The following is a 21,091-nucleotide window of genomic DNA, read 5'->3' on the forward strand; positions in this document are numbered from 1 at the left end:
GACTATCCCTAAAATGAAACCAGGCGGTGAAAACCGCCCGGAGATATTAAGCCTTCAACTAGCTTAGCAAGAGTTGTTAAAAAATTCAGTAAGTGCTTAAAGCTTATTAAAAACGCGCGCCAGACGACCGGTGCCGCTCACGCTGACCGGAGACTCATTGGCTGCAACGAATGCTGACTCACCGGGCTGAAGAACCAGATGCTGCTCGCCTTTGTGCAGCGTTGCTTCGCCCTCGACGCAGAACAGGATCGCCGCGCTTTCCTGCGCGATAGCCGTTTCCGTCTGGCTCAGGTCATGAAGTGAAAACGCAAAATCTTCAACCGGAATCGGGAAGTCCAGCTCTGCGCCGTTTTTCACCGGCTGAGTCAGCAGCTCTGCGGCAGGTTTCGCCACGAACTTCACGTTGGCAACCAGCTCAGGAATGTCGATATATTTCGGCGTCAGGCCTGCGCGCAGCACGTTGTCGGAGTTGGCCATCACCTCCAGCGCCACGCCCTGCAGGTAGGCGTGCGGGGTTTCCGCGAACAGGAACATCGCTTCGCCCGGGTTCAGCTTCACCACGTTCAGCAGCAGAGGGGAGAACAGGCCGCTGTCGTCAGGGTAAAACTCGGAAATCAGGCGGATGGTCTCCCACGGTTCACCCTGCTGGCTGCCCAGGGCCGCTTTCAGCACCGCCAGCGCGTGAGATTTCTCTTCACCCTGCATATTCAGCAGGCTGGCGAACAGCTGGCTCAGCGCGTCCGCGTTAGGGTTTTCGAGGAAGTGGGCGATAGCCTTGTTGGCACCCGCGACCGGCTGCAGCAAAGAGATAATCTCTGAAAACTCGCGGAACGCGTTCATCGCCAGGAAGGGAGTCAGCGCAAAAACCAGCTCCGGCTTGTGGTTTGGATCCTTGTAGTTACGCTCGGCAGCGTCCAGCGGGATGCCCGCCGCGTTCTCTTTGGCAAAGCCGATTTCAGACGCTTTTTTGTTCGGGTGAACCTGGATGGAGAGCGGCTGGTCGGCACACAGTACCTTAAACAGGAACGGCAGTTCGCCAAAGCGCTGAGCCACCTTGTCGCCCAGCAGCGCGGCTTTATCGGCATCAATCACGTCACGCAGGCTGCGTACCTGGCCGCTGGCGTCTTCAATTTTTGAGCTGCTCTTAGGGTGCGCCCCCATCCACAGTTCCGCCATCGGCAGGTTGTTCGGGTTCGCGATACCGTAGAGATCCGTTAACGCAGTTTTACTTCCCCAGGCGTAGTTTTGCACTGAGTTAATGAGTTTTTGCATTATCAAGCCCTGATTCAAATGTGGAATTAACTCCGGGTATTAAAGCAATAAACCACGTGGAAGTAACCTGTGGATGTAAAAAGTCGTACTAGTCTCAGTTTTTGTTAAAAAATTGTGTAGGATAAGCTGACTCGCTTTTAAGCCGGGCAGCGGAACATCTGCCCTGAATAAACAGACCGAAGCAGTAAGTGAGAGAACAATGTCGAATAAACCCTTCCATTATCAGGATCCTTTCCCCCTCAGTAAGGATCGGACCGAGTATTACCTGTTAACCCGCGATCACGTCTCCGTCTCTGAGTTTGAAGGACAAGAGATCCTCAAGGTGGATCCGCAGGCGCTGACGCTGCTGGCGCAGCACGCTTTTCACGACGCTTCCTTTATGCTCCGCCCCGCGCACCAGCAGCAGGTTGCCGATATCCTGAGCGACCCGCAGGCCAGCGAGAACGATAAATACGTTGCCCTGCAGTTCCTGCGTAACTCAGACATCGCGGCGAAAGGCATTCTGCCAACCTGTCAGGACACGGGCACGGCGATCATCGTTGGTAAAAAAGGCCAGCGCGTCTGGACCGGCGGCGGTGACGAAGCGGCGCTGGCGCACGGCGTCTACAACACCTACACCGAAGACAACCTGCGCTACTCGCAAAACGCGGCGCTGGATATGTACAAAGAGGTCAACACCGGTACCAACCTGCCCGCGCAGATCGATCTCTACAGCGTTGACGGTGACGAGTACAAATTCCTCTGTATCGCCAAAGGCGGCGGTTCAGCCAACAAAACCTATCTCTACCAGGAGACCAAAGCGCTGCTCACTCCGGGCAAGCTGAAAAATTACCTGGTTGAGAAGATGCGCACCCTCGGCACCGCGGCGTGCCCGCCGTACCATATCGCCTTCGTGATTGGCGGTACCTCGGCTGAAAGCACGCTGAAAACCGTCAAGCTGGCTTCAACCAAATACTACGACGGCCTGCCAACCGAAGGTAACGAGCACGGTCAGGCGTTCCGCGACGTGCAGCTTGAGCAGGAGCTGCTGGAAGAGGCGCGTAATCTGGGCCTCGGGGCGCAGTTTGGCGGCAAATACTTCGCCCACGACGTGCGCGTGATCCGTCTGCCGCGTCACGGTGCCTCCTGTCCGGTCGGGATGGGCGTCTCCTGCTCTGCGGATCGCAACATCAAGGCCAAGATCAACCGCGAAGGCGTGTGGATCGAAAAACTGGAAAACAACCCGGGCAAATACATCCCGGAAGAGCTGCGTAAAGCGGGTGAGGGTGAAGCGGTTCGCGTTGACCTGAACCGTCCGATGAAAGAGATTCTGGCGCAGCTTTCGCAGTACCCGGTCTCAACCCGTCTCTCCCTGAACGGCACGATCATCGTGGGCCGCGACATCGCGCACGCTAAGCTGAAGGAGCGTCTGGACAACGGGGAAGGGTTGCCGCAGTACATCAAAGATCACCCGATTTACTACGCGGGCCCGGCGAAAACGCCTGAAGGCTATGCCTCCGGCTCGTTAGGCCCAACCACGGCAGGACGTATGGACTCGTACGTTGATCAGCTGCAGGCCAACGGCGGCAGCATGATCATGCTGGCGAAAGGCAACCGCAGCCAGCAGGTGACGGACGCGTGCCATAAGCACGGCGGCTTCTACCTGGGCAGCATCGGCGGCCCGGCGGCTGTACTGGCGCAGGGCAGCATCAAGAGCCTGGAGTGCGTGGAGTACCCGGAGCTGGGTATGGAAGCGATCTGGAAAATCGAAGTGGAAGACTTCCCGGCGTTTATCCTGGTGGATGACAAAGGCAACGACTTCTTCAAGCAGATCCAGTCGTCCCAGTGTTCGGCGTGCGTGAAGTAAATTGAAAAAAACGGGTGGCGCAGCCGCCACCCGACATCTAAAAGAGCGCACAAAGCGCCATACCGTTTCTCAGAAGTCATCAATACTTATCCCTTAAGCATGTGAGCAATCCCTCTTTTGTTATCAAGGAGAAAGTAATGACCACGGTACGCCATGAGAAAGACTCGATGGGCGCCATCGACGTCCCGGCCGACAAGCTATGGGGCGCGCAAACCCAGCGTTCGCTGGAGCACTTCCGTATTTCGACCGAAAAAATGCCCGTCTCGCTGATCCAGGCGCTGGCGCTGACCAAACGCGCCGCCGCGAAGGTGAACCAGGATTTGGGCCTGCTGGACGCCGATAAAGCCACCGCCATCATCAACGCCGCAGACGAAGTGCTGGCGGGTAAGCATCCCGGCGAATTCCCCCTCGCCATCTGGCAGACCGGTTCCGGTACCCAGAGCAACATGAATATGAACGAAGTGCTGGCGAACCGGGCGAGCGAGCTGCTGGGCGGCGTGCGCGGCATGGAGCGTAAGGTCCACCCGAACGATGACGTCAACAAAAGCCAGAGCTCTAACGACGTCTTCCCGACGGCGATGCACGTGGCGGCGGTAATCGCCATTCGCGAGCAGCTTATTCCGCAGCTCAACGTGCTCAAATCCACGCTTAACGACAAAGCGCAGGCCTTCCGCGACATCGTCAAGATTGGCCGTACGCACCTGCAGGACGCCACGCCGCTGACGCTCGGTCAGGAGATTTCCGGCTGGGTGGCGATGCTGGAACATAACCTGAAGCATATTGAGTACAGCCTGCCGCACCTGGCGGAGCTGGCGCTCGGCGGGACGGCGGTCGGGACCGGGTTAAACACCCATCCTGAGTACGCGGTGCGCGTGGCGGAGGAGCTTGCTGCCATTACCGGACAGCCGTTCGTTACGGCGCCCAACAAGTTCGAAGCGCTGGCGACCTGCGATGCGCTGGTCCACACCCACGGCGCGCTGAAAGGGCTGGCGGCCTCGCTGATGAAAATTGCCAACGACGTGCGCTGGCTGGCTTCCGGCCCGCGCTGCGGCATCGGTGAAATCAGCATCCCGGAAAACGAGCCGGGCAGCTCCATCATGCCGGGTAAAGTCAACCCGACCCAGTGCGAAGCCATGACCATGCTCTGCTGCCAGGTGATGGGCAACGACGTGGCCGTCAACATGGGCGGTGCGTCCGGCAACTTCGAGCTGAACGTCTATCGCCCGATGGTGATCCACAACGTGCTGCAATCCGTTCGTCTGCTGGCGGACGGGATGGAGAGCTTTAACGAGCATTGCGCGGTGGGGATTGAACCCAATCGCGAACGCATCAGCCAGCTGCTCAATGAATCCCTGATGCTGGTAACCGCGCTCAATACCCATATCGGCTACGACAAAGCCGCGGAGATCGCTAAAAAAGCGCATAAAGAGGGGCTGACGCTGAAAGCCTCCGCCCTGGCGCTGGGCTATCTCACGGAGGCGGAGTTCGACGCCTGGGTCCGCCCGGAAGCGATGGTCGGCAGCCTGAAATAATCATCCCGCCACGTACAGGTGCAGCCGGGGAATAATCAGCTGTAGCGGCTGCGCCTGAGGCCTGTAACGGTGCTGAACATTCTCAGCATCGTAATTCAGCAGTTCCCCAATATCGGGTACCACCGCGCCCCGATCGGCATCGTAAAGCGCAATCAGTGGCGTCGGGCAGGCATACTGCACCTGCTTTTGCTGACCGGAATACCAGACGCGAGCGATAGGCTGCACCTTCACCGGGCGCTTTATCTTGAGGCGCGCATCCGCCGGTAGCGAGGCGATGCTGTGGTACTCCTGCTCCAGGCGCTCAATCCACTGCTCCCGCGACCACGGCGCGACGGTGCGCGGCGTCTTCAGGCTTTTTTCCAGCTGGGCCAGAATCTCATCCCGGGTGAAGTTTTTAATGATGTGCTTATTCGCCCAGCCGAAGCGCAGCGTGGCGGGGTGGCGCAGTACCGTCAGCGTTCGATAGGCATTCAGGGTAATCAGCCCCGGAAGCTGTCGGTGCACCCACTCAAACCGCGCGGCAGGCGCGAGGCCGGACTCTTCGGTAACGATCTTTTCAAAGGCCGCTTTCAGGGTGTTGATATGCGCAATCTGGCTTTCCAGCGCTTCGCGCGCTGTCGCATCGGTTTGCAGGCAGATGACGCCCGGCAGGCGTACGGCCGCCTTACTGCTGCGGTTTTCTGACTGCTGCTGGATAAACAGGCGGCGATAGTGTTTTAGCGTCAGCTCAAGGGCCGCGCTGCCGATGTGCTGTTCGACCTCGATGGTGTCCAGCGGATCGTGCTCGGCTCCCTTAGCCACATCCGGCAGGGTAAAGACGCGCGCGGCCAGCAGGCGGCAGGCCTGCAAACGCTCGGTCAGGGTCAGGAGCTCGTGTTCTATTTCCCGAAACGTGCCGTTAAGCCGTTCGATGAGATCGTAGGTCGCCATAAACACTCTCATTAGTTACAACATACTTATCATATAGCACAGCACGCCGGGTCAGGCCAGCGTGCGGTTGAGGTCAGGCAGGGACGGGAAGGGCGATGTTATGGTACACCGGCCAGCTAAAGCAGAAGCGCGCGCCGCCGAGCTCGCTCTCCTCGCAGTGCACCGTGCCGCCCATCGCCTGCGCGATAGAGTAGACAATCGCCAGCCCCAGGCCGCATCCGCCGGTGGCGCGATCGCGGCTGGGGTCGAGGCGGACAAACGGTTCAAACACGGTTTCTCGCGCTTCCGGGGCAATTCCCGGTCCGTCGTCCTCCACCGTCAGGCTGGCACGGTTGCCCTGCAAATCCAGGCTAATCTGGAGCGTACTCTCGCTGTAGCGCATGGCGTTGTTCATCAGGTTGTCCAGCACGCGCTCCATCAGGCGCATATCGAGCGCGCCGTAGTCACCCGGCGTGACGCACGTCAACAGCGTGCGCTGCGGGTTTACGCTCTGAACGTCATCAATATGGGTTTGCAGCCAGGCGGGCAGATCCGGCGTGGTGAGGTTCAGCTCGTTTTGCGGACGGTCGAGACGCGCGTAGGTCAGCAGCTCCTCAATCAGCGCTTCAAGCTGACCAATGTCGCGGTTAAGCGCCTGATTCTCTGCCTCGGTCAGATTCTCGCTCATCTCCAGACGGTAGCGCAGGCGAACCAGCGGCGTGCGCAGCTCGTGCGCAATCCCGTCGATCAGCTGCTTTTTACTGGCGATCAGGGCATTGATGTTATCGGCCATCTGGTTAAAGGCCACGCCCAGACGCTCAAAGCTGGAACCGCTGTCGAAGTGAATGCGTTCGGTAAAATGCCCCTCGCCAAAACGCTGCGCGGCGGATTCCAGCTTCAGCATGTCCTGCCAGTGGGGCCGCATCCAGATAAAGACCGGAAACGCGAGCGAAATGGCGATAAAGGCCATCAGCGCCATGTCCAGCAGACGCATCTGGTGCAGATAATAGAGATAGGGCACCGGCCCGACGGCCAGCACGTAATGGCTGCGCGGGATGCGCTGGATAAAGGTGTATTTCTCATCCAGCGCGACAATGTCCCCGTCGCGCAGGCGCTGCATGGCGGGCGGGTCCAAATCGAAATCTTTTAACGGCTCGATGCGTAAATCAAACGACAGGTTCAGATCGAGCTCTTTGAGGGTTTTTGCCCAGTTGTGGGGCGGGATCTCTCTCAGCTCGCTGCGCATCAGATACAGCGAGCTTTTCATCAGATCGTCCAGCGACTGCCTGCCCGCACGTTCGGCGGTGAATTTATAGACCAGCCCGACCAGCATGGTCATGACCAGGAAGCAGACAAACAGCAAAAGATAAAACTGCACAAACAGCTTTTTCATTGGATCTCACCGAAGAAACGCTTTGTGCAGAATATACATGAAAACCCGTCAATATTTTCATGTCTGTGAAGCGCGTTACATGGCCTTCGCGCTGTTTTTTACCCTGGCGATGAGTGTTTCCGTTATGGCCAGACCTTCCGCAATCTGTGGATCGATCACGGCGGTCCCAAATTCGTTAATTAAATCCAGGAGTAATTCGTAAGACTGGATAAGTTCAAGGAGGTCAATGAGCGCTTTTTGATCGGCGCGTGAGGGTGAGGAATGGCTAAACGCTGCCTGGTTAACAATCCATTCAAGATTGGTTTTGATGGCTTCTACGTCATGGTAGCTATACATATTTCATGAGCTTAAATCCTCATTTCAAGATTTTATGGGAGAGAATGTGCTGAAAAGGTGTGGGCTTATAGCCGGCCCGGTGCGGCTTAAAGGAGAGAACGTCTGAATATTTATTATGGATTAGTTCGCGCGCTTAGCAAGTTAATTGTTGCGTAAACGTGTAAATTAACGCGCGAAAGAAAGGACTTCTACGCATAATGCCTTCATTTCGCGCACGTTATCTTTTTATCAGGTTTCCCAGGCGTGGGGGGCAAACAGATAACCCTTGTTACGCACGGTCTTAATGCGGTAGGGCTCGGTGGCGTTATCCTGCAATTTTTTGCGCAGACGCGAAATCGCCACGTCAACGCTGCGATCCATTCCGTCATAGCTCACGCCACGAAGGTTTTTCAGCAGCGCGTCGCGGTCCATGATTTGCCCGGCATGCGTGGCCAGCTCCCACAGCAGGTCAAAGTCTGCGGTAGAGAGGGCGATAAGCTCACCGGAAAGCAGGACCTGGCGGTTAACCGGGTCAATAGACAGCGTACCGAAGCGCATCGCTTTGTGCGGCGTCAGAGACGGCGCGGGCGCTTCGCGTTCACTGCTGGCATGCTGGCGTAAATGCAGGCGCAGGCGGGCAAGCAGGACGGCAGGCGGTGTGGTTTTCAGAATGTAATCATTGGCGCCCATCTCCAGCGACAGAATATGGTTCATATCGCTGTCCAGTGAAGTAAGCAGAACGATAGGGCCGTCCCAGCGGGCGCGCAGGTCCCGGCAGAGCGTCATGCCGTCTTTGCCTGGCAGCATGATGTCCAGCAGCACCAAATCCGGGTTTTCACGGACGACCACCTCTTCGGCACGATCGCCGCGAGGCTCAACAATGACGTCCATATCATGTTTATCCAGATAGGCGGCGATCAATTGCCCGACTTCGGGTTCGTCTTCAACATATACAATCTTATTCATACAGCGTCTGTTTTCGTGAAAAAAGCCAAAATACACCGCGGAACCTTAACCTTCCATTAATCTTTCAAAATTAACGCCGCTTCCGTTATTCTGGCTGCTGGTGTTACTTGATTGTTATAGGGAAAAATATGGGGCTGGTGATCAAAGCCGCGCTGGGGGCGCTGGTGGTGTTACTGATTGGCATTCTGGCAAAAACCAAAAACTACTATATTGCCGGGCTGATCCCGCTATTCCCGACCTTCGCGCTGATTGCCCACTATATTGTGGCCTCTGAACGGGGTATGGAAGCGTTACGTACGACCATTGTGTTTGGCATGTGGTCGATCGTTCCCTATTTTCTCTACCTGCTTTCCCTGTGGTATTTCACCGGTTTTATGCGGCTTCCCCTGGCGCTGGGCGGGGCAGTGGTCTGCTGGGGACTCAGCGCCTGGGTGTTAATATTCTTCTGGAGCCGCTTTCACTAGCGCAGCGGGCGGCCGCCGTCCACGGCAAAGGTTCTGCCGGTGACATAGCAGCTGGTGAGGAGGTAATCCACAAGGTCGATTACCTCTTTCTCGCCGGGGGCAATTTTCATCAGCGACTTATTCAACGCCTGCTGGCGGTACTCCGCATCATCGTTTTCGTTAAACAAAATCATCGCCGGGGCGATGGCGTTCACCTTCACCTCGGGCGCGAGCTTGCGGGCAAAGGAGCGCGTCATGTTGTCCAGCGCGGCTTTGCTGGCCGCGTAGGCGATGTGCTTGTCGCTGCCGCGCTCCACCACATAATCGGTAAAGTGAATAATATCGCCCGCCGCATGCCCGTGGCCGCGCAGCAGATCCTGCAGCGCGTGGTTGAGCAGATAAGGGGCGTTAACGTGGATCTGCAGCATGGCGGAGAGCGTATCGCTGAGGGACGTGCCGGGCTTCTCGGCACACCAGGCGCTGGCGTTATGGATCACGGCGCGCAACCCCGTCGCGGTGGATTTAACCTGTTCGGCAAAGGCCAGAATGCCTTCGTCGGTGGAAAAATCAGCCTGAATGCAGACCGCTCCGGCTTTGCGCAGCCCCTCAATCGACGGGTATTCCGTACGGTAGCTGACAATGACCGGATGGCGAATGTTGAGAAAGTGATGGGCGAGGGCGAGGCCGATACGGCGGCCTCCACCGGTGATCAGTATTGGGCGAAGCGGTGCATTTCCCATCGTATTCTCCTTTACAGTTCAACAATGGGAAAGACAGTGCTATCCCATTAACATCCAGGTTGCCGGTACGGCAGCAACCAGTAACAGCCCGATTAAGGCCATTTCACGGCGTTTCAGCGCGTTCTCCAACTGATGCGTGCGGCGGGCGTAGATAAACACCAGCAGGCCCGGCGCATACAGCACTACCGACAGCAGCAGATGCATCGGCCCGGAAGCATACAACAACCACAGACCGTAAATACAGGCCCCTACGCCCACAACATAGTGCACCGGACGCGTGGCGATTTTTAATAAATACGCACCCACTAAGAAATAGGGTACCAGAATCATCTCCGAGGCGATGGTCAGCAGGGTGTTATAGTCTGAACCTGTGAGCCAGATCAGCACCAGACAGACCTGAACGCTGATGTTGGTCAGCCAGAGTGAGGCAGATGGCGCATTATTTTGGTTTTGACGGGCAAACAGGCGTGGAAACGCCTTGTGCGTCGCGGCCAGGAACGGCACTTCAGCCGCCATGATGGTCCAGCTCAGGTAAGCGCCGCAGACGGAGACAATCAGCCCTGCGGCAATCACCACGTCGCCCCAGGGTCCGAGCATTTTCACCATCAGGCCTGCCATGGACGGGTTACGCATTTCGGCCAGTTCAGGACGCGCCACCACGCCCAGCGACAGCAGCGTCACCAGCAGATACACGCCCAGCGCCGCAAGGACGGCCAGCAGCGTGGCGCGGCCCACATCGCGCTTATTACGCGCGCGGGCAGAAACCACGACGGCACCCTCAACGCCGATAAATACCCACAGGGTAATCAGCATCGTGTTTTTCACCTGCTCCCAGACCGGAACGCCCAGCGCAATGCCGCTGAAATCAAGCGAAAACACGTCGAGACGGAACGCGATAAAGGCCAGCACGATAAACAGGCCAAGCGGCACCAGTTTCGCCAGGGTCGCCACCAGGTTGATGCTGGCGGCGGTCTGGACACCGCGCAAAATCAGCCAGTGAACAATCCACAGTAGTACCGAAGCGCCGACGATGGACTGCCAGGTATTGCCGTCGCCAAACAGGCGCAGCTCAGGGGTATCGGTAAAGAAACTGAGCGCCGAGAAGACAATCACCAGATAAGAGACGTTGGCGATGACCGCACACAGCCAGTAGCCCCAGGCGGAGCAGAAGCCAATCAGCTCGCCGAAACCTTCACGTGCATAGGTGAAAATGCCGCCGTCCAGATCAGGGCGAACGCGGGTCAGCAGCAGCATGGCGAACGCCAGCAGCAATATCCCGACACCGGTAATGCCCCAGCCAATGAGCAGGGCGGCCGGGCTTGCGACGGCCGCCATGTTCTGCGGTAAACTGAATACGCCCGCACCCAGCATTGAGCTTAAAACGAGTGCAGTCAGAGCACTCAGGCCAAGTTTCTTTTCCATTGGCTTCCTGTTATGAAAAGTCCCAATCCAGAATAATTATTTCGCTAAGGCGCATAAAAATGGTGGATCACACTAAGGCGCGGGATTTTACGGAGTGTAACGAGAGCATGCAATGATGTGTGGCAGAAATTCGAAAAAAGTAACAAAAAAAGGCGGCATTGCGCCGCCTTTCGCCAACGATTTTTTTACTTGTACAGATCGGCGCTGATGGTCACGTTGTTACCACGTTCCTGCCACTGGCGGGTGATGTGGTAATACTTCGCCCCTTTCTTCGCCGCACGCTTCGCGACCTGGTAAGAGACTTCCGTCATGTTGCCGTAGTTGCCGGTAAACTTGATGCTGTCGAACGGCACCATCTGCGCGGCAGTGGCTTTGTTCAGCTCTTCAATTTTGGTGCCGTCCGGCAGCGTCACGGAGTAACGGCCACCTTTCGTGGACTGCGTTTCAAAGAAACGGCCCACTTCAGCGCTTGGCGCCGCGGAGGTCGCTACGCCTGGAATTTCAACTTTCTTCGCTTCTTCGCCGCCTTTGGCTATCGCCGCGCGACCCGCTTCAGAATCCGCAGGGATGGCATCCGGGCTCTGCAGAACGCGTTTTTTCGCATCTTCTTTGTAGATGAATGCGGTAATGCGCTGGTTGCCGCCCTGGTTAGCATCCACCTGACGCACGATATAGAAAGAGTAGGCACCTTTCTCTTTCGCGGCTTTGGTGATGGCATCGTTCACTTCAGGCTGGCTGCGATAGAAGCCCTGAACGGTAACGGTGTCGTAAGGTTCCAGCTCAATGGCCTGATCTTTCGGCAGCTCAACGATACCGTTGATCACGCGGTTTTTCGGCGCGTCAGCCTTTGGTGCATTATCTTTATACAGCGCAATGGTCACGCGCTGGTTACCGCTGTTGCCATAATCGGACTGGTCAACAACGTAAAAGGAGGCCGCCCCGTTTTTATCCGCGGCTTTTGATGCGGCGGCGACGGCATCGCCAATAGAATTATAACGACCCACAATGACCGTATGGTCAAAAGGTTTTAACGCTGCCGCTTGCTCCGGCGTTAACTCTGTTGCGGCATTCGCAGACAGGGCGGTCGCACAGAGAAGTGCGGACGCCAGGAGTGTGTTCTTAAGCTTCATAAAAATAATCCTTCGCCTTGCGCAAACCATGTACTGGTGTTGTTGTTAATTTGAGACGGTCCCGATTATGGCATTTAAAACCCGTCGCTGTCTGCGCCATTTTTCACTGCCTGTGCTCACTGAATTACCGAATTCGATAACATTTAGTGATATGTTGAAAAAACAGGCGTTTGACAAGCAAAACTGATAAAGCATATGACTTTTACAAGTTAATTTAATGTTAATAACTTGTTCTCTTATGGCGCTATATCATGTTTTTACCGCTTCGCTTGCGCTATTTATCGGTTCTGGCGATGAATTTAAGGTAAATATCACTGTCAGTGACGCCGATCGCTTATTTTTCGCAGATAAAGTAAGAAATAGTGTTTTCTGGCGGTAGATCACAAGCGCTATTTTCAGTAGGTTATAGACAGTTTGTTACTGTTTTATTTTGCGGGGTTACTCATTTCTCGTCGCTATCAAGCTGGCGAAAATTGATACAAACCGCAGGCATTTATCGACAAACCATCATCAAAAACCGATGGAAGGGAAAACTATGCGTATTGGGGTACCAAAAGAACGGTTAGCCAATGAAACCCGCGTAGCGGCAACACCGAAAACGGTGGAGCAACTGCTTAAGCTGGGTTTTACCGTCGCGGTTGAAAGCGGCGCAGGCAAGCTGGCGAGTTTCGATGACGAAGCCTTTATTCAGGCTGGCGCGGAAGTGGTGGACGGTGCTGAAGTCTGGCAGTCGCCCGTGATTCTGAAGGTCAACGCGCCGGAAGAGAGTGAGATTGCGCTGCTGAATCCAGGCACCACGCTGGTGAGCTTCGTCTGGCCTGCACAAAATCCTGAACTAATGGAGAGGCTGGCGGCCCGTGGCGTGACCGTGATGGCGATGGACTCCGTGCCGCGTATTTCGCGCGCGCAGTCGCTGGATGCGCTGAGCTCCATGGCAAACATTGCCGGCTACCGCGCCATTGTTGAAGCCGCCCACGAATTTGGACGCTTCTTTACCGGCCAGATCACCGCGGCGGGGAAAGTCCCACCGGCGAAAGTAATGGTGATTGGCGCGGGCGTGGCGGGTCTTGCCGCAATCGGTGCGGCAAACAGCCTGGGCGCTATCGTGCGCGCGTTCGACACCCGTCCCGAAGTGAAGGAACAGGTTCAGAGCATGGGGGCCGAATTCCTTGAGCTGGACTTTAAGGAAGAAGCGGGCAGCGGTGATGGTTACGCGAAGGTGATGTCCGAAGCCTTTATCAAAGCCGAAATGGAACTCTTCGCCGCGCAGGCGAAAGACGTCGACATTATTGTTACCACCGCGCTTATTCCGGGTAAACCGGCGCCGAAGCTGATCACCCGCGAAATGGTCGACTCCATGAAGCCGGGCAGCGTGATTGTCGACCTGGCAGCGCAAAACGGCGGTAACTGCGAGTATACCGTTGCCAATCAGGTGACCACGACCGCTAACGGCGTGAAGGTGATCGGTTATACCGATCTGCCTGGCCGCCTGCCAACCCAGTCCTCTCAGCTGTACGGCACCAACCTGGTTAACCTGCTGAAGCTGCTCTGCAAAGAGAAAGACGGCAACATCACCGTCGATTTTGACGATGTGGTGGTGCGCGGGGTTACCGTGGTGCGCGAAGGTGAAATTACCTGGCCTGCGCCGCCTATTCAGGTTTCAGCCCAGCCTCAGGCTGCGCCGAAAGCGGCACCAGAGCCAAAAGAACCGGCTAAACCGTCTTCTCCGTGGCGCAAATACGCCATCATGGCGCTGGTCATTATTCTGTTCGGCTGGCTGGCTGACGTCGCGCCGAAGGAGTTCCTCGGCCACTTTACCGTCTTCGCACTCTCCTGCGTTGTGGGTTACTACGTGGTGTGGAACGTTTCCCATGCGCTGCACACGCCGCTGATGTCGGTGACTAACGCTATCTCCGGGATCATCGTGGTGGGGGCGTTGCTGCAGATTGGGCACGGCGGCTGGATCAGCTTCCTGAGCTTTATCGCGGTGCTGATCGCCAGTATCAATATTTTCGGTGGTTTCACCGTGACTCAGCGCATGCTGAAAATGTTTCGTAAAGGCTAAGGGGTAGCATATGTCTGGAGGATTAGTTACAGCCGCATACATTGTTGCTGCAATCCTGTTTATTTTCAGTCTGGCGGGGCTTTCCAAACACGAAACGTCTCAGCAGGGAAATAACTTTGGTATCGCCGGGATGGCGATTGCGCTGATTGCCACCATCTTCGGGCCGGATACCGGCAACGTGGCGTGGATCCTGGTGGCGATGATCATCGGCGGCGCGATTGGTATTCGCCTGGCGAAGCGCGTTGAAATGACCGAGATGCCGGAGCTGGTGGCGATTCTGCACAGCTTCGTGGGTCTGGCGGCGGTGCTGGTGGGCTTCAACAGCTACCTGTATCACGAACCGGGCATGGAGCCGATTCTGGTCAACATTCACCTGACCGAAGTGTTCCTCGGCATCTTCATCGGTGCTGTGACCTTCACCGGTTCTATCGTGGCGTTCGGCAAGCTGCGCGGTAAGATCTCTTCTAAACCGCTGATGCTGCCTAACCGTCACAAGCTGAACCTGGCGGCGCTGGTGGTGTCGTTTGTGCTGCTGGTGGTCTTCGTGCGTACCGAAAGCGTGGGCCTGCAGGTACTGGCGCTGCTGGTGATGACCATCATCGCGCTGGCGTTTGGCTGGCATCTGGTGGCGTCCATCGGCGGTGCGGATATGCCAGTGGTTGTCTCGATGCTGAACTCCTACTCCGGTTGGGCAGCGGCGGCGGCAGGCTTTATGCTGAGCAACGACCTGCTGATCGTCACCGGTGCGCTGGTCGGTTCTTCCGGTGCCATCCTGTCTTACATCATGTGTAAGGCTATGAACCGTTCGTTCATCAGCGTTATCGCCGGTGGCTTCGGTTCTGACGGTTCTTCTACCGGCTCTGACGAAGAAGTGGGCGAGCACCGGGAGATAAGCGCGGAAGACACCGCAGAGATGCTGAAAAACTCGCATTCTGTGATCATCACCCCGGGCTACGGCATGGCGGTGGCGCAGGCGCAGTATCCGGTGGCGGAAATCACCGAGAAGCTGCGTGCGCGCGGTATCAAGGTGCGCTTTGGTATTCACCCGGTGGCTGGGCGTCTGCCTGGCCACATGAACGTGCTGCTGGCGGAAGCGAAGGTGCCATACGACATCGTGCTGGAGATGGACGAGATCAACGATGATTTCGCCGACACCGACACCGTGCTGGTTATTGGTGCTAACGACACCGTTAACCCGGCAGCGCAGGACGATCCGCGTAGCCCAATCGCCGGGATGCCGGTTCTGGAAGTGTGGAAGGCGCAGAACGTCATTGTCTTCAAACGCTCCATGAACACCGGCTATGCTGGCGTGCAGAACCCGCTGTTCTTCAAAGAGAATACCCACATGCTGTTTGGCGACGCCAAGGCCAGCGTGGATGCGATTCTGAAAGCGCTGTAATTCGCTTTCTCCTGACAAACCGCCCTTCGGGGCGGTTTTCCTATTTCTGCGGTCAGCTTTTCTCCTCTGTCTATACTTTACCCTTTGTGTAATACGAGGAGGTGTAATGCAATTTCTGTCCCGCTTCGACATCATCGCGCTGATGATGACGCCAACGTTCTGGATAGGTGCCGCCACGGTTGTCTTTGTGACGCTGCTGGTGTACTGGCTGCTGACGCGCCTGATCGCGTTCGTTAAAAAAGGCATCACCACCTGGGGCGACAAGCACCCAACCACCAACCGGATGCGCTTTATCCTGACCGATATGCTTAACCGCACCAGCCGATTCCTGCTGTTTGTGGTGGCGCTGCTCTTCAGCCTGCGCTTCGTTGACCTGCCCGATCATCTTTTTAGCACCGTCAGCCACGCCTGGTTCCTTGTCTTCGCCATCCAGGTGGCGCTGTGGATGGATCAGGGGGTGGTGTCGTGGCTTCGTCACGTCATGCTGGCGCCGGGAAGCCATAAAAACCCGGTTACGCTGGTGATCACGGGGCTTATTCTCCGTGCCATCGTCTGGTCAGTGATGCTGCTGTCTATCCTTGCTAACGCGGGCGTCAACATCACTGCTCTGGTTGCCAGCCTTGGGGTAGGGGGTATTGCCATTGCTCTCGCCGTACAAACGATCCTCAGCGACGTGTTTGCCTCACTCTCTATCGGCTTCGATAAGCCTTTTGAAATTGGCGATTTTGTGGTGTTCAACGACGTGGCGGGGACGGTAGAGCACATTGGCCTGAAAACGACCCGTATCCGCAGCCTGAGCGGGGAGCAGATCGTATGCGGCAACGCCATTTTGCTTCAGCAGACGCTTCACAACTACAAGCGCATGCAGACGCGCCGCATCGTCTTTACCTTTGGCGTGGCCAGCGACACGCCGCCCGATAAGCTGCGCTACGTGGGGGATATGGTCAGGCAGATCATTACCGATGTCGGTGAGACAAAATTCGATCGCGCCCATTTTCTGGGATTCGACCGCGACCGCCTGACGTTTGAAGTCGTCCATATTGTTAATACCGCGGATTACAACAAATACATGGACATCCAGCAGGAGATCAATATCCGTATTCTTGAAGGGCTGAACGCCCAGGAGATTAAGCTGGCGCTGCCCAGCATGGTATTGCACGCGCCGTGGATGCAGGAGGAGTCAGGTGAACAGCCGAAGCCGGTAATGGAGAGCTGATGAGAAAAGCCCGCCTCTCCGGCGGGCTTTTCTATTTACGTTAATCGTCTTCCGGGTCGTCCAGCTCAATCGGCGTCTGATACTCATCCGGCTTGATGACCAGCAGGTCACAGCGCAGATGGTCGATCACCTGTTCGGCAGTATTGCCGAGGAAGGCGGCAGAAATACCGGTCCGGCCAATGGTCCCCAGGACCACAATCCCGGCCTGCAGATGCTCGGCTAAATCGGGGATCACCTCTTCAGGCAAACCTTTTTCCACGTGCGTCATGTTCTCGTCAATGCTGAACTTCTGGCGCAGCGCTTTCATCGCCAGCAGGTGCTGACCGCGGATCGCGTCGTTATAGACGCTAGGGTCAAATTCCGGCAGCTCAATGGCGATATTGATCGGGGTAACCGGATAGGCACCCACCAGATGCACTTCGGTATGGTTAACCTGATCGGCAAGCTGGATGGTCTCCTTCACCAGCTTCTCGTTAAGCGAATTATGATAATCCTCTTCGCTCGCGAGATTCACCGCCACAACGGCTTTCCCGCCTTCAGGCCACGGCTGGTCTTTCACCATCCAGACCGGGCAAGGGCATTTGCGCAGCAGATGCCAGTCGGTCGGGGTGAAGATCACGGACTCCAGCTTGTCGTGCTGGTGCGCCATCTTCAGCAGCAGGTCGTGCCCACCGGCAACAACTTCCTGGATAATGGCTTCAAAAGGTCGGTTATGCCAGACCACTTTAATATCAATAGGCACACCCGCTTCCAGGTAATACTTCGCCTGTTCACGGATCCACGCGGTACGCTGGCTGATGACGCCCTGACGCATAGCGGTGCGCTCGTCAGGCGACAGAAGGGTGGTCATCTCATACGAGAAGTCATAGATCGGCAAAAACGCTTTGATTTTGCCACCAATCCGTTGATGTAAATACACAGCGCGTCGTAATGCCGGCTGATCGTCCTGATTCGGATCGATAGCTACCAGCATGTTTTGATACTTGGCCATACAGGTCTCCTTACTACTGTCACCACAGTCTGTAATTAAAAGAGTAACCTATATATCCTGAATGAAACAGAGGAGAGCTTTTGCCAGATCAATAATTCATGAAAATTTATCAGAGGAAAAGCACGGTGGTTGTCACCGCGATAAACGCAATGAACAGCAGCACCATCACCGCTATCGCAAAGGTCGTGGAATCCTGAACGTAGGTTTTTTCCTCCCCCTTCATCGGGCCGACCAGCATGATCCAGATGAAGATAAAGGTCACTGAGGCAATCACGACTGAAACGAAAAACAAACTTTCTCTCAATTCATAACCTCAACGACAACCTTTCAGGCGCTGTGTGGGGACGTGCTACGGTGAAAATGTCTTAAAACGAAAGCGATTATACCAGACCAATAAATCACGTGAATTTATCAGTCTGGTTATCAACATGCGGAGAGTTACGCCACGTTGCGGGCGTGTCCGGCAAGAACGGCCAGCGCTTCGCCGTTTTCGATAGTGATGTATTTACCCTTAACGGCCAGCATTCCGCTCTTCTGGAAACGGCCCAGCAGACGGCTGATGGTTTCAACGGTCAGGCCCAGGTAGTTACCGATATCGCCACGGGTCATGGTCAGACGGAACTCACGCGGCGAGAAACCGCGTTCGGCGAAGCGGCGGGAGAGGTTATAGATAAACGCGGCCAGGCGCTCTTCTGCATTCTTTTTGGAAAGCAGCAGGATCATGTCCTGGTCGCCTTTGATCTCACCGCTCATCAGACGCATCATCTGCTGACGCAGGTTAGGCATCTTGCCGGACAGATCGTCCAGGGTTTCAAACGGGATTTCGCAAACCATAGAGGTTTCGAGTGCCTGAGCAAAGCTCGGGTGGTGGCCAGTGCCGATGGCATCAAAGCCCACCAGATCGCCTGCCAGATGGAAGCCGGTGATCTGCTCGTCACCCTGTTCGGTGATGGTGTAGCTCTTGATGGTGCCAGAGCGGATAGCATAGAGCGATTTCAGTTCGTCTCCCGCTTTAAACAGCGTCTGCCCTTTCTGAATAGGCTTTTTGCGCTCGATGATGTTATCAAGCTGATCGAGTTCATGCTCATTCAGGGTAAACGGGATACAGAGCTGGCTGATGCTGCAATCCTGGCAATGGATAGCACAACCGCCAGACTGAATGCGTCGTATAATTCGCTTTTCCGGGATCATAGGTTTGCTCAAGCCTTAATTGATATTGGTCAATTTTAACATCTTTTTGGTAAGTACGTAAGCCTGACAAACCCTCAATAAGGACAAGAGACGGCAACGTGTTGCCATCTTCTTGAAATTCCACAGCTTGATTATGGATTTTTAGCCTAACCGGTAGAAAATTAAGCACAAAAAGCCTGGGATCTACAGCAAGAGATACCCTTCGTGACGCAGTAACCACTCCTTGCGCTGCACCCCGCCGGCATAGCCGGTCATGGTGCCGTTGCGGCCAATGACCCGATGGCAGGGCACCACAATGCTGACCGGATTAGAGCCATTGGCGGCACCCACCGCGCGTGCGGCGCCTGCGCGGCCTAGCTGCTCCGCGAGCTGGCCGTAATGCATGACCTGCCCGCACGGTATTGACCGTAGCGCCTGCCACACTTCCCGCTGAAAAGGCGTGCCCGCCGTGGCGGTCGGCAGAGTATCGATGATGCTGAGATCGCCTTCAAAATACGCCGCAAGCTTGTCGCTCAGCCCGCCCGGGTTGGTGGCGCTGATGCGTTCATAACCCTGTGCGCGGTAATGAATATCAAGCAGTTCCTCCATGCGGTCGCTGTGCTCTTCCCACTCAACGGCGCGCAGGCAGAACTGCTCGTCCGCAATCACCCACAGCGGCCCGAGCGGCGTCGCAATTTTATCTTCGAGTAATCTCAGCATTTTCAATCCCTTAGTTCAGCCTCGGGTATATCCCCGGCCCAATCGGCAGGCCGACAAGATACCATGCCATCAGCATCACCAGCCATACCCCTAAAAAGATAAGCGGGTAGGGTAAAACCAGCGAATAGTAGGTACCCAGTCTGGCCTCGGGCTTATAGCGCTGCAGGAAGCCTAAAAACAGCGGAACGAAAGGTGAGACGGGCGCCAGCGGGATCACCGAGGAGTCCGCGATGCGGAACAGGATCTGGGCAAACGCCGGGTGGAACCCGAGCATCATAAACATCGGCACGAATATTGGCGCCAGAATTGACCAGATGGCGGAGCCGCTGGCAATAAACATGCACAGCAGGGATGACAGCAGCGCCAGCCCGACAAACGCCGGCACGCCGCTTAGCCCGGCCGCCTCCAGCGCGTCGGTCAGGCCCACGGCCATAAACTTGCCCATGTTGCTCCAGTTAAACATCGCCACAAACTGCGCCAGCGGGAACACCATCACGATAAAGCCCGCCATCTCTTTCATCGGCTCGATCATCAGCTGCGGCAGATCGCCCTGGCGGCGGATTTTGCCGGTCGCGATACCGTAGGCGAGCGAAACGACAAAGAAGAAGAGAATAATCAGCGGCACGATGCCCTGAATAAACGGCGACGGCAGGACGGTATGCTTTACCGGATCGCGCAGTATGCCGTTTTCCGGCACCACCATCAGCGCCACCAGCGCGATAAACGCCAGCGAGACAATCCCGGCAACGCGCAGGCCGAAGCGCTGCTCTTTGCTCAGCGTCTCCAGCTTTTCATCGCTACGGCCTTCCCATTTGCCCAGACGCGGCTCGATGATTTTATCGGTAATCAGCCCGCCGACAATCGTCAGGACGATCACCGAGCTCGCCATAAAGTACCAGTTGTCGATCACGCTGACGTGCATGGCCGCATCAATGGTTTTCGCCGCCTCCGTGCTGATGCCCGAGAGCAGCACGTCGGTGGTGACGATCAGCAGGTTGGCAGTAAATCCGCAGCCCACGCCCGCAATGGCCGACAGCAGGCCCGCCACGGGATGACGCCCGACGGCGAGGAAGATCAGCGCCCCCATCGGCGGCATAATCACCAGCGCGGCGTCGGACGAAATGTGGCTGAAGAAGGCGATAAACAGCACCATGTAGCTGGCGTAGCGCGCGCTGACGTGGGACGCCATTTTTACCATCAGCGCGGGTAACAGGCCTACGCGTTCCGCCAGACCGGCGCCCAGCACCAGCGCCAGAATGGCACCCAGCGGAGCGAAACCGCTGAAGTTTTTGATGACGTTCGGTAAAAACCAGTGCAGCCCGTCAACGCTGAGCAGGTTTTTCACCGCTACCAGGCTGCCGTCAGCCGGGCTACGCACGCTCACGTCAAAGGCGGAGAGCACGGCGGTGGCGACCATTAAAATCACTATCAGATAGATAAACAGCAGGAAAGGGTGCGGTACTTTATTGCCGATCCTTTCAACCCAGCCATAGAGCTTACCGGATGGGGAATGCGAAGGTATGGATGACATACTCATGGGCGTTCCTCGGGAGTGTTGTGTT

19 protein-coding genes are annotated in these 21,091 nt (G+C 56.3%); 6 read left to right on the forward strand and 13 right to left on the reverse strand.

From position 1 onward, the window contains the following. Nucleotides 1-96: 96 nt before the first annotated feature. Complete coding sequence (gene manA, locus USG84_RS04255) at nt 97-1,272, reverse strand: mannose-6-phosphate isomerase (protein WP_151413870.1); 1,176 nt, start codon at nt 1,270-1,272, stop codon at nt 97-99. Nucleotides 1,273-1,471: 199 nt separating this feature from the next. Here manA and fumA point away from each other — a divergent pair, with 199 nt between their 5' ends. Both fumA and fumC read left to right on the forward strand, forming a co-directional pair. Next, a complete protein-coding gene (fumA, locus tag USG84_RS04260; RefSeq protein WP_023311463.1) occupies nt 1,472-3,118 on the forward strand; it encodes a class I fumarate hydratase FumA in 1,647 nt (548 codons plus the stop codon). Between the two features lie 137 nt (nt 3,119-3,255). Further along, entirely contained in the window at nt 3,256-4,650 is a 1,395-nt protein-coding gene (gene fumC / locus USG84_RS04265) for a class II fumarate hydratase (protein WP_151413869.1), read from the forward strand. Here fumC and tus read toward each other — a convergent pair whose 3' ends face one another. From tus to rstA, 4 genes are all read right to left on the reverse strand, one after another. Next, the gene (gene tus / locus USG84_RS04270; RefSeq protein ID WP_253541754.1) at nt 4,651-5,580 is read right to left on the reverse strand and encodes a DNA replication terminus site-binding protein; all 930 of its coding nucleotides are present in this window, start codon (nt 5,578-5,580) and stop codon (nt 4,651-4,653) included. 73 nt (nt 5,581-5,653) lie between these two features. Beyond that, complete coding sequence (rstB, locus tag USG84_RS04275) at nt 5,654-6,952, reverse strand: two-component system sensor histidine kinase RstB (RefSeq protein WP_151413868.1); 1,299 nt, start codon at nt 6,950-6,952, stop codon at nt 5,654-5,656. Between the two features lie 75 nt (nt 6,953-7,027). Beyond that, nucleotides 7,028-7,288: a hypothetical protein gene (locus tag USG84_RS04280; protein ID WP_151413867.1), complete on the reverse strand. Its 261-nt coding sequence runs from the start codon at nt 7,286-7,288 to the stop codon at nt 7,028-7,030. 228 nt (nt 7,289-7,516) lie between these two features. Beyond that, on the reverse strand, nt 7,517-8,233 hold the full coding sequence (gene rstA, locus USG84_RS04285; RefSeq protein WP_151413866.1) for a two-component system response regulator RstA: 717 nt from the start codon (nt 8,231-8,233) through the stop codon (nt 7,517-7,519). A 128-nt stretch (nt 8,234-8,361) separates the two neighbouring features. On the opposite strand from rstA, the gene USG84_RS04290 reads away from it, so the two are divergent. After that, nucleotides 8,362-8,697, forward strand: a complete 336-nt coding sequence (locus USG84_RS04290; RefSeq protein ID WP_151413865.1) for a GlpM family protein — start codon at nt 8,362-8,364, stop codon at nt 8,695-8,697. Here the strand turns inward: USG84_RS04290 and folM are convergent. The 3 genes from folM to ydgH all read right to left on the reverse strand — a co-directional run bounded on the left by folM (nt 8,694) and on the right by ydgH (nt 11,968). Further along, nucleotides 8,694-9,416, reverse strand: a complete 723-nt coding sequence (folM, locus tag USG84_RS04295) for a dihydromonapterin reductase (RefSeq protein WP_151413864.1) — start codon at nt 9,414-9,416, stop codon at nt 8,694-8,696. The two genes, USG84_RS04290 and folM, sit on opposite strands and share 4 nt — an antisense overlap. A 39-nt stretch (nt 9,417-9,455) precedes the next feature. Further along, entirely contained in the window at nt 9,456-10,838 is a 1,383-nt protein-coding gene (locus tag USG84_RS04300) for an amino acid permease (RefSeq protein ID WP_151413863.1), read from the reverse strand. A gap of 185 nt (nt 10,839-11,023) precedes the next feature. Continuing rightward, complete coding sequence (ydgH, locus tag USG84_RS04305; protein WP_028012941.1) at nt 11,024-11,968, reverse strand: DUF1471 family protein YdgH; 945 nt, start codon at nt 11,966-11,968, stop codon at nt 11,024-11,026. A 535-nt stretch (nt 11,969-12,503) separates the two neighbouring features. Here ydgH and pntA point away from each other — a divergent pair. From pntA to USG84_RS04320, 3 genes are all read left to right on the forward strand, one after another. Further along, complete coding sequence (gene pntA, locus USG84_RS04310; protein WP_253541757.1) at nt 12,504-14,033, forward strand: Re/Si-specific NAD(P)(+) transhydrogenase subunit alpha; 1,530 nt, start codon at nt 12,504-12,506, stop codon at nt 14,031-14,033. Between the two features lie 10 nt (nt 14,034-14,043). Next, complete coding sequence (pntB, locus tag USG84_RS04315) at nt 14,044-15,432, forward strand: Re/Si-specific NAD(P)(+) transhydrogenase subunit beta (protein WP_013096868.1); 1,389 nt, start codon at nt 14,044-14,046, stop codon at nt 15,430-15,432. A 106-nt stretch (nt 15,433-15,538) separates the two neighbouring features. Further along, nucleotides 15,539-16,648 (forward strand): mechanosensitive ion channel family protein, encoded by a 1,110-nt coding sequence (locus USG84_RS04320; protein ID WP_151413861.1) that lies wholly within the window; start codon nt 15,539-15,541, stop codon nt 16,646-16,648. Between the two features lie 40 nt (nt 16,649-16,688). On the opposite strand, the gene uspE is transcribed toward USG84_RS04320, so the two are convergent. The 5 genes from uspE to abgT all read right to left on the reverse strand — a co-directional run bounded on the left by uspE (nt 16,689) and on the right by abgT (nt 21,066). Continuing rightward, complete coding sequence (gene uspE, locus USG84_RS04325; RefSeq protein ID WP_028012944.1) at nt 16,689-17,639, reverse strand: universal stress protein UspE; 951 nt, start codon at nt 17,637-17,639, stop codon at nt 16,689-16,691. A 109-nt stretch (nt 17,640-17,748) separates the two neighbouring features. Then, nucleotides 17,749-17,931: a hypothetical protein gene (locus USG84_RS04330; protein WP_014883604.1), complete on the reverse strand. Its 183-nt coding sequence runs from the start codon at nt 17,929-17,931 to the stop codon at nt 17,749-17,751. Between the two features lie 146 nt (nt 17,932-18,077). Beyond that, nucleotides 18,078-18,830, reverse strand: coding sequence for a fumarate/nitrate reduction transcriptional regulator Fnr (fnr, locus tag USG84_RS04335; protein WP_006174991.1), 753 nt, complete (start codon nt 18,828-18,830; stop codon nt 18,078-18,080). A gap of 183 nt (nt 18,831-19,013) precedes the next feature. Further along, nucleotides 19,014-19,529: a methylated-DNA--[protein]-cysteine S-methyltransferase gene (gene ogt, locus USG84_RS04340; protein WP_028012946.1), complete on the reverse strand. Its 516-nt coding sequence runs from the start codon at nt 19,527-19,529 to the stop codon at nt 19,014-19,016. Between the two features lie 10 nt (nt 19,530-19,539). Further along, complete coding sequence (abgT, locus tag USG84_RS04345; protein ID WP_151413860.1) at nt 19,540-21,066, reverse strand: p-aminobenzoyl-glutamate transporter; 1,527 nt, start codon at nt 21,064-21,066, stop codon at nt 19,540-19,542. Nucleotides 21,067-21,091: the final 25 nt, after the last annotated feature.

The sequence above is a fragment of the Enterobacter sp. 168J2 genome (genome assembly GCF_034107265.1).
GTDB lineage: Bacteria > Pseudomonadota > Gammaproteobacteria > Enterobacterales > Enterobacteriaceae > Enterobacter > Enterobacter nematophilus.